An 8,884-nucleotide genomic window follows, 5' to 3' on the forward strand; every position below is an offset into this window, starting at 1 on the left:
TTAAGGTAATGATATACTTAAATGCACCAAATATTTATACTCAGGTACATTGTCACCTTATTTTATTAAAAATGAGGCAAATATAAATTTTATATATTAGAGGTGACTTCATTAGCAATAAACTTTAGCCAATAATATCAATGGAAAAAATCATATTTGTTGTAATCTGTTTACTCTTTCTGACCAGTTGTAAAAAGGAAAAGGCCATAGAATTGCAGGATTTCAACTTTAATAACAAGACATCAACATATTTTTCAGATAAAGATAAGTACAAAACGTATGACAACTATTATCAAATAAAGTCTGAGGTTATAGGCGTTGATACTATTTTTGACGGAGAGTTTATCGGAAGCGAAAAACCAATACGGATTGAATACAGACAGGAAATTTTTTCTCATCAAGATGTTCTGGCGAGATTTGACGATTTTGATTTTAATGCCATTAATTTCGCAACTACTCTTAATGGCAAGATGATGGTTTTTAATGCGGTTGCAGGAGATATTTCTTTAAAAGAAACTAAAAAATTTGTAGAGTTTTTAGATCAAAAATATGGGAAGTCAAAAGTTAGCAAAGAGACTTTTATTAAACCTTATGATATTTATACCTGGCGTTTAAAAGACCGGATGATTAAATATTGTGTAGTTGCTGACGATGGAAGCAATACAATGAACATTGAAGTCAAGCAGGCAAATAAGGGTATTGATAACAGAAAAAATAAATCTGATGTAAGAGCTTTCCTTTATATTATAAAAAATGAATATGCCGACCAGGTTATAGGTAAGATGAGTTCCGGTGATCTTTTGTATTGCAGGTGATCCTGGATAAGTTGATTGATGACAGAAAACTTTAGTACCTAACAATCACTTATCAGTTAAAAATATCATTAATGGAAAAACTTCTTATTCAATTATAAGTATTAAAAAAATAAAAAAACTAATGATCTATGCAAAATAAAATTTACATGCTTTTCGTATTATTTCTCTTGTCATTTTGTCATTCACAGGATAACAAAATTGTTGATCTGGCAAAAATATCCAATGATTTTGATGTTTCGGAATTTTACAGCAATAAGATCAAAAAGACCAACGAGATTATTTCGAAAGACCCTAAAAGTCTGGATAAAAAAGAAGCTCTTAATCTTTTAAATAATGCTTTTTTTGTAAAAGATACTTTAGGTTATTTTAAAACGGATGGGAGATTTCCTACAGAGCTTTCTTTAGAATCAACCAATGACTGGATGGTGAGAAATAAGAAACCAACCGAAATATTTGGCTATGGATACAAAACAGTCGCGTACGATCCGGAAAAAGACAGGATAGCTGTTTTGAATACAGTAACTTTCCCCAAAATGGATATGGTAGAAGACCGGAAAGGCAAATTAATGTATCTTAAAGTAGAAAAGACCTCAAAAACTTCGGCTGACTATAGTAAAATCAAAGACTACCTCAGTAAAAACTGCAAGAAAATTGCTGTTGATGACGATGATCCAAATGCTTCTTACTGGAAAGATGAATCTTTCTACTATTATCTTTTTAAAGATGATCATCAGGAAGAGGAGATCTCTTTCGATTCACAGGGAAACAAAATATCCAGATCGGTAGATGCAACAGAAATCAGATTGATGATGTTTGAAATGTCTTATATTAAGAAGATGGAAGAGCTGGGTATCTATTCAGCAGGATATAAATTTTGGAAAAAATCTTTTTAATGCAGATGGTTTTATCTTTAAAAAATTCAGTAATCATTTTTATATTTATTTTATTTTCGTTTCCACTGAACTTATCGGCTCAAAATAGCAGTGTTAAAGAGCACTATACGTACCAGGTCAGAGAAGAACATGGAGACTTAAATGGCGATGGGAAGATGGATAGAATAATTGTGGAAATGGATACATTAGACGAAACAAGACCGTTAAGATTACAGATTTTCCTGTCCCAACCGAATGGGAAATTAGCATTGGCCGTGTCTTCAACCAAGATCATCGAACCCCAATATCCGGTTGGAAATCAAGGGAAATTTAATGGATATCAAATTCCGGATTTCTTTATTGAAAAAGGGATCTTAAAAATGTGGAGTGAAATTAAAGGCGGGAATATTACATACGACTTCAAATATAATAATGGCAGTTTTGAATTAATTTATGTCAATAAGCTCACCAATAACGCAACTAAAGGTTATATTGATGAAAAGACAATATTTACAGAAACTAAATTTGATCTGGTAACCGGGATCAGAACCGAAATTGATGAAATATCGGGTTCAGACAAAGCATTAAAAGTCAGGAAGAAAAGAGTTTTAATAAGGCCTTTGCCCAAAATACAGGATTTTAAATTTTCCGATAAAGAATTATATTAATAATAGATAGCTGCATATTGAGTTTGCTAAATCATTTTTAGATTCTGTCTTGCTGTTTTTCTAAAATTACTTTTCGTAATTCTTGGGGAAGCAATGTTTTAAATTCTGGTAAATCATTTTTTGTTTATTTTAAAAATTCCCATCATTTGTTATCCCCTATACGAAATAACAGGTTGTAAGCTTAAACGGAATGAGAGTTGAAACCATGACCAGAAATATGAAATGATGGCTAAAAAAGTTTAAATCTTCGTTGATACATTATAAGTTTACCAAATTTCTATACTTTTAATATTCAAATTGACTGAATCTCTTTTGTTGCATTTCCATGCTTGTCTAAATTCCCTTAATTGTTTCAGAGGGCCATTTATTCTAAACCTGAAAGGGACATGGGGGTTGGTTAATAATTCATTACGCAGTGCTTCAGGACTGATGTTGCCATGCCACATTTGTGCCCACCCTAAAAAGAAACGCTGCTGCCAGGTGAAACCATTAATAGATGCAGGCTGCTTTTTTTTATCATAACTTTTTTCAAGCGCATGATAGGCCAGAGTAAGTCCACCAAGATCTGCTATATTTTCGCTTATAGTGAGCTGTCCGTTAATGTGTAATCCCGGCTGGGCCTCTATCTGGTTAAAATATTCAATGTATTCTTTTGTGAGGTTTTCAAAATTATGCCTGTCTTTTGATGTCCACCAGTTATTTAAATTACCAGATGCATCGAATTTCGAACCTCTGTCATCAAAAGCATGGGTTATTTCGTGCCCTATCGCCGCGATTATGGCACCGTAATTTATAGCATCATCTGCTTTATGATTGTAAAAAGGTGGCTGCAGGATACCGGCAGGGAAACAAGCACTGTTAGTATATTGATCGTAAAAGGCATCAACGGTCTGCGGTGTTGAATGCCATTCGGTTTTATCTACGGGCTTATCAATTTTCCTGATGTTTTCATTATGATGAAAAACTGCAACAGCAATAACATTGTCTATCAAACGTAATGGCTGTATAGAGATACCGAAATAGTTGGGCCATTTTTCCGGATATCCGATCTTGAAAGTCATTGTGTTTAATTTTTTGTGTGCAGACGCTTTGGTGCTATTACTCATCCAGCGTAAGCTGTCTATACGCTGATGATAAACCCAGCGCACATTTTCAATCATTTCACTTATCTTTTGTTTATCTTGTTCAGGGAAATATCTTTGAACAAAAAGTTTACCTAAAGGCATACCCAATGCTTGCTCTAACTCTTGGATAGCCATGTCTATGCGGCTTTTTTGTTCTTTTTTTCCAGCCATTACTGTTCCGAAAAAAGCAAAGTGAGGATTGCTGTATTTCTGTGGCAGGTAAGGGGCAAAATGAGATAAAAGCTGCCATCGGGTATATAATTTCAATACAGTCAAAGGTGTTTTATACAGGAGAGATGTTAAATTGCTCATATAAGCCCGGTCTTCAATAACAACAGTCTGGGTATTAATTCCCTGCGCTTTTAAAAAACCGTTCCAATTAAATTGTGGTGCTATGCGGCTGAGTTCCGGAACAGACAACTTATTATAAGTTTTTATCTGATCGCGCAACATCAGACTGGTTAGCTGCAGATTGGCTACGTTCTGCTCCAATTCATAAATTTTGGAACCAGGGGAGACATCTTTAAGGCCTGCGCTTTTGTACATAATGTCGATATGCCGGATCATTCTGTCTTTTAAGTTGGCATTTTTAGATTCCTTTAGTGCATAATAGCTTTTATCACCCAAAGTTAGCCCGCCTTGTCCTAACGAAAGAATATTCATTTGATTGTTATGAGCATCGGCTTCTACCTTATAACTGATAAAAGTGGGTATGCCAAGCTTTTGAAGTTCCCCGGAGAAGTTTACCCAATCGGTATAATCTTTAATATGGTCAATTCGCTCAAAATACTTATCAAGCGATGAAAGTCCTAACTTTTCTATGGTTATAGTATCCATGTAAGATCTGTAAAAATCAGCTATCTGTTGAGATTCTGAACCTGATTTGAGATGAGGTAGTTTACTTATGCTATCTACAATATTTTTCAGTTTCACTTTGTTGTCCCGATCAAGAATTTCAAAAGCACCCCATCTGCTTTCAGTAGCAGGAAGAGGGTTTTTCTTCTTCCAGTTACCATTAGCAAAGCCATCAAAATCAATACATGGATTTTTAGTAGAATCTATGTTGCCATTATCAAAACCTGAATTATTGAAGACCGAACGAATATCCGGTTTTTTTTCACCTTTACAAGAAAATAGTATCGTTGTAATGATTAAAAGTGTTGTTAACGTATGATTTTTCATTCTAATAAATATAATTTTCAAACACTTAGTTAAACGGTTTAAGATAGTGAGAAATTTCATCATAGTATATTTTTTTTACTATTTGATGATATACTGTTTCACTGTTTTGCCCCAAAAGTGTAATTAAGAAAAGACCTGCGGACCTTTTAAATGAAACCAAATGGAAAATAGCTGCATTTTATCTCTTAATGCTAATGTACTTTCCTTTTTGAAAAATATAAGACAGGCCTAAAGGCTTTAATAGGAAAAGGGAATTAATTTTATTAAGCAGGTACAGAAATAAAGGCTCCACGGTACACGAAGCAAAACAAATGGAGGTACAATTAGGTACATTTGTGTGGTTAAAAATCATAAATCAAATATCCTAAAAACTATAATATTATCCAAAAGTCCATTTTCATCAGAATAATCAACTGCACTGCAATATTTATTATCTTATTACTTATTTTAATTTGATTTTGATGAATGGTGATAATTTTTTTATCTCATTACTTCCCGATACAGAAAATGAACCATATTGATACTCAATTAATTGATTAATTTGGGGGACATTTAAAGGGCAACTCCCTGACAAACTGATAATTATTGATTCAAAGATACTTTTTTTTTCAAAAACTAACAAAAAATATAAGGAAATTTATATAATTATTTTTTCATCGTTATAATTAATCATATTTATTTTAAGTGAGGTGATAGGGAATTATTGAAGACTTCTCGATTTTAATCCTATGTTATAAAATCGACCAGAGGGCTTAATTTGAAAGTTACAGCTGCATGGCTTGATTGATAGCTTTTAGTGATTTCAACTCTAGTTATAGGTATGCCAGGATAATAGCAAGACTATTGGACTGAGCTTGCTTAGTGATAGTTATAAAACTACACATAATTAGTGATAATATGATTAGTGTTCAGTGGAATAAGTAAAGATATCTGTTTACATTTGTCATGTCTCTTTAAAGAATTTTCTACATTATTGTTTTATACTGTAGATATTTATGTTTTTTAATGATCCGGCATGGCCACACAATTGCCGGATCTCTTTTATATTTATATCAGAACAATAGTGCTAATATTTAAGATTAAAGATATAGTCAATTATGTTGTTTATTATCTCTTAATATTGAAGTGACAGTGAAAATTATCAAAACAATATAAAACCACAGCACATGAAAAAACATTTATTATTCTCAACTTTAATTCTTTCCGGTTTATCTTTTGCCCAAGTACAATTGAAAAACACAAGGTTTGGTCTTACGGCAGGTGTAAACTATTCAAGAGTAGCAAATGCCCACAATCCCTCCGGTGCAAGGTATACTTTTCAAGGAGGTGTTTTGGCTACGATACCGATGGGAAAAACTAATCAATTCTTTATACAGCCGGAAGTATTATATTATGGGGCAGGAGAAACCGGGAAAGATAAAAATGCTAAAGGAAAAGATGGTTATGATGCAGTATATGCCAATAACTATCTGAGTGTACCTCTTTATTTTAAAGGGTACTTTTCAGAATCTGAATCTGAATTCTTTGGATTGATAGGTCCTAGATTTAATTTTTTAGTCAATCAAAATGTGAAAAATACTCCTGCTGGGAGACCTTACTACGATCCTAATGTTACTGATCCAAAACAGCCTTCAGGTGTAAATGGTAAAGCTAAGAGCTTCAACTGGGGGCTTGGATTAGGGGTAGGATATAGTTACAAGAGGCAAGTTGAATTGGTTTTAAGGTATGATTTAGGATTCTCAGATACATATCCGGGTCTTGTAAATGAAATCGGAGGTAATGATAGCAAAAAATCAGAACAGGTGATAGCCTTGACTTTAAATTATATATTTAAATAAGTATTTTTCAAATATAGAAAATACCGAAGAATGAGATTTTTCGGTATTTTTATGCAATATATTAAAAAAAATCTTGACATATTTGTTGCAAAAATTTTACAATTTATCTATATCAGATAAATTGTAAAACAGCTTTAAACATAAAATGGGCTGTCTCGAAAATGAGGCAGCTCCATCTGTAATTAAAATAAAACTTATGTATAAATACGTCAACTAATAAGAGTTAAAAATTGCGGCAATAGTAATTTGCATTGCCGCCACCGTGGTAAAAAAATAACTTAAAAAACACTTAAAAAAATATTAAATGGTACACCCCATTCTAAATATATATATGTTCATTAATTAATTTTATGATCATATCATTTGTGTTAATTAAACCGATTTTACCAAAATCCCTGTCTGTACTTTGTAAATACATCAAGCATATGTTTTAGACTATATACAGCAAACTGAATGCTGAGGTAGTTTTATCCAGGCTTCTATCAGTGTAATAATTAACTTACATTTCAATATTTTTTTGATCAGCTCTAATCAACTTCTTTGAAATTGATTATATACAAAATTACATTCTTATCATTTAGATAACTCTAAACTAGAGTCATATTATCACTAGTTGAATGTAGTTTTTTTACTAAATCGTACTGTTCCTTGGGATTATACGAAAGCTTCCAAGAATTAATTTTTATAGATATTTTTCTTGATGTATTGCAAGATAAAACTACACTTTGTTGGTTATCAGTATGATATGGGTGTGTTAATTTTACAATTGAAAAAAGAATTCTTTTTAGTATCATTTCTTATTATTAAAAAAATATAAAGATTCTTCTTTTCATTACGCTAATAATCATTAAGACATAGCTATCAAAAGATAATTAAAGTATCTGTTATTCAGGAGAGGTAATATGTAATTAATATTCTTATTATGATGAAGCAAGAATTTTTATTGAAACTGACTCCCTATCAGGAAGTTTTTTATGACAATTGGAAGTTAGATCCTTTGAAAAGTGATCTTCACATTATTTTAGATCAGACCTTCTCAGGAGTTATTGATATAGAAAGACTCAATAAAAGTCTGGTAAGATTTGTTAATCATAATTTATTGGTTAATAGTAATATAGTTAGTGTGGATGGAGAATTGTTTTGGAAAAGCAAGTTGCAGCTGTCTGATACGACTCCGCTGCTCGTATCTCTCCCTAATTATACTGATTATGAAGAGTTTTTAAAGCTTGTACTAAAGCCATTCGACCTTGAAAATGATCTACTATCAAGATTTTATATTATTAAACGGGATGATGGAAAATATAGAATAATCTATGTGTTTTCCAGCATCCTTATTGATCGGTTGACAGATAATTTTCTTCATAGTGAATTGAGTAAATATTATAATGATAGTAGTTATGACAATCCGGTAAGCCTATCCGAGCAGGCATATTTACTTAATGAAATGAATAAGGAGGTAAGAACTATATTGAATAATGGAAAGGACGTAATTGCTGATTTTTGGAAAAGACATTTAGCAAGCATTGAAAATCCGGGTTTCAAGTTTCTGGAAGTGTATAATAAGTCTGTAAGTGATTCTAGTTCATTCAATGAAATAAACTTTGAATTTTCCAAAGAAATACTTTCCAGAACAAATCTGTTAACGGAAACTTATAAACTGACTCCTTATGCCTATGGACAGCTAGTACTTGCTATTTTACTCCATCGAATATCAGAGGTTAATCATCTGATTGTTAATTACCCGGTAAGTATTAAGAAACAGCAAAACTATATTTTAGGCTCACATGTTAATACCACTGTTAAAGGATATTATTTTTCTTCTGATTGCAGACTTAAGGATCTGATTAATCAAAATATTGACTATCTCAAGAGTTTATGGAATACCAAAGCAGATTACTTGCCTGTATCAGATCTTATGAAGTACGCTCCAAGACCTGATATTCTGGAGTTTAATTTTTCTCAGACTAGTTTCAAGGATCTGTTTATTGATTATCATGGAATTGCTGATGTAACAGTTAATGATGAATTAAGTCTGAACACAGTTGACATGATTTCTATGGAACAGGAAGTTAAAAATGAGATACTTCGCTTTAAGATAATATATAATAGCTCTCAACTTAATCCCGAATTGATTACAAACTTTATAGAGCTTTATAAAAATCTGTTTATCTGTATCCTGGATGATTTGTTGAATAATAAAACCAATCGATTAATTTCTGGTTATCATTTATTGAATTATGAAATGCATCACCAAGTAATCTCTTCCCTGAATGATACGATTAAATATTATGACAGAGAGGCTACGCTTCATGGTTTATTTGAGGAACAGGCATTCTGGACCCCTGAACATACGGCATTGGTATCTGGCGATATACGTCTTTCTTA

General features: G+C 32.2%; 6 protein-coding genes. 5 read left to right on the forward strand and 1 reads right to left on the reverse strand.

Annotated elements, in window-relative coordinates:
- The first annotated feature begins 140 nt into the window (after positions 1-140).
- From FN817_RS15550 to FN817_RS15560, 3 genes are all read left to right on the forward strand, one after another.
- Positions 141-815: a hypothetical protein gene (locus FN817_RS15550; protein ID WP_142718748.1), complete on the forward strand. Its 675-nt coding sequence runs from the start codon at positions 141-143 to the stop codon at positions 813-815.
- Positions 816-943: 128 nt separating this feature from the next.
- Positions 944-1,708, forward strand: a complete 765-nt coding sequence (locus FN817_RS15555) for a hypothetical protein (RefSeq protein WP_142718749.1) — start codon at positions 944-946, stop codon at positions 1,706-1,708.
- 155 nt (positions 1,709-1,863) lie between these two features.
- On the forward strand, positions 1,864-2,355 hold the full coding sequence (locus FN817_RS15560; RefSeq protein ID WP_142718750.1) for a hypothetical protein: 492 nt from the start codon (positions 1,864-1,866) through the stop codon (positions 2,353-2,355).
- Between the two features lie 266 nt (positions 2,356-2,621).
- Here FN817_RS15560 and FN817_RS15565 read toward each other — a convergent pair whose 3' ends face one another.
- Positions 2,622-4,724 carry a M13 family metallopeptidase gene (locus FN817_RS15565; protein ID WP_228451578.1) on the reverse strand — a complete coding sequence of 701 codons (2,103 nt, stop codon included), beginning with the start codon at positions 4,722-4,724 and terminating at the stop codon, positions 2,622-2,624.
- A gap of 1,103 nt (positions 4,725-5,827) precedes the next feature.
- Between FN817_RS15565 and FN817_RS15570 the strand changes: the two genes are divergently transcribed.
- Together FN817_RS15570 and FN817_RS15575 are read left to right on the forward strand one after the other, a co-directional pair.
- On the forward strand, positions 5,828-6,499 hold the full coding sequence (locus FN817_RS15570) for a porin family protein (RefSeq protein ID WP_142718751.1): 672 nt from the start codon (positions 5,828-5,830) through the stop codon (positions 6,497-6,499).
- A 922-nt stretch (positions 6,500-7,421) separates the two neighbouring features.
- Positions 7,422-8,884: condensation domain-containing protein (locus FN817_RS15575; RefSeq protein ID WP_142718752.1), on the forward strand; the 1,463-nt coding region annotated here is incomplete at its 3' end.

The organism is Chryseobacterium rhizoplanae, from assembly GCF_900182655.1.
Taxonomy (GTDB): domain Bacteria; phylum Bacteroidota; class Bacteroidia; order Flavobacteriales; family Weeksellaceae; genus Chryseobacterium; species Chryseobacterium rhizoplanae.

Coding starts and splice junctions, on each gene's coding strand:
- FN817_RS15550 (WP_142718748.1), top strand. CDS start 141: ATGGAAAAAATCATATTTGTTGTAATCTGTTTACTCTTTCTGACCAGT.
- FN817_RS15555 (WP_142718749.1), top strand. CDS start 944: ATGCAAAATAAAATTTACATGCTTTTCGTATTATTTCTCTTGTCATTT.
- FN817_RS15560 (WP_142718750.1), top strand. CDS start 1,864: ATGGATAGAATAATTGTGGAAATGGATACATTAGACGAAACAAGACCG.
- FN817_RS15565 (WP_228451578.1), bottom strand. CDS start 4,724: ATGATGAAATTTCTCACTATCTTAAACCGTTTAACTAAGTGTTTGAAA.
- FN817_RS15570 (WP_142718751.1), top strand. CDS start 5,828: ATGAAAAAACATTTATTATTCTCAACTTTAATTCTTTCCGGTTTATCT.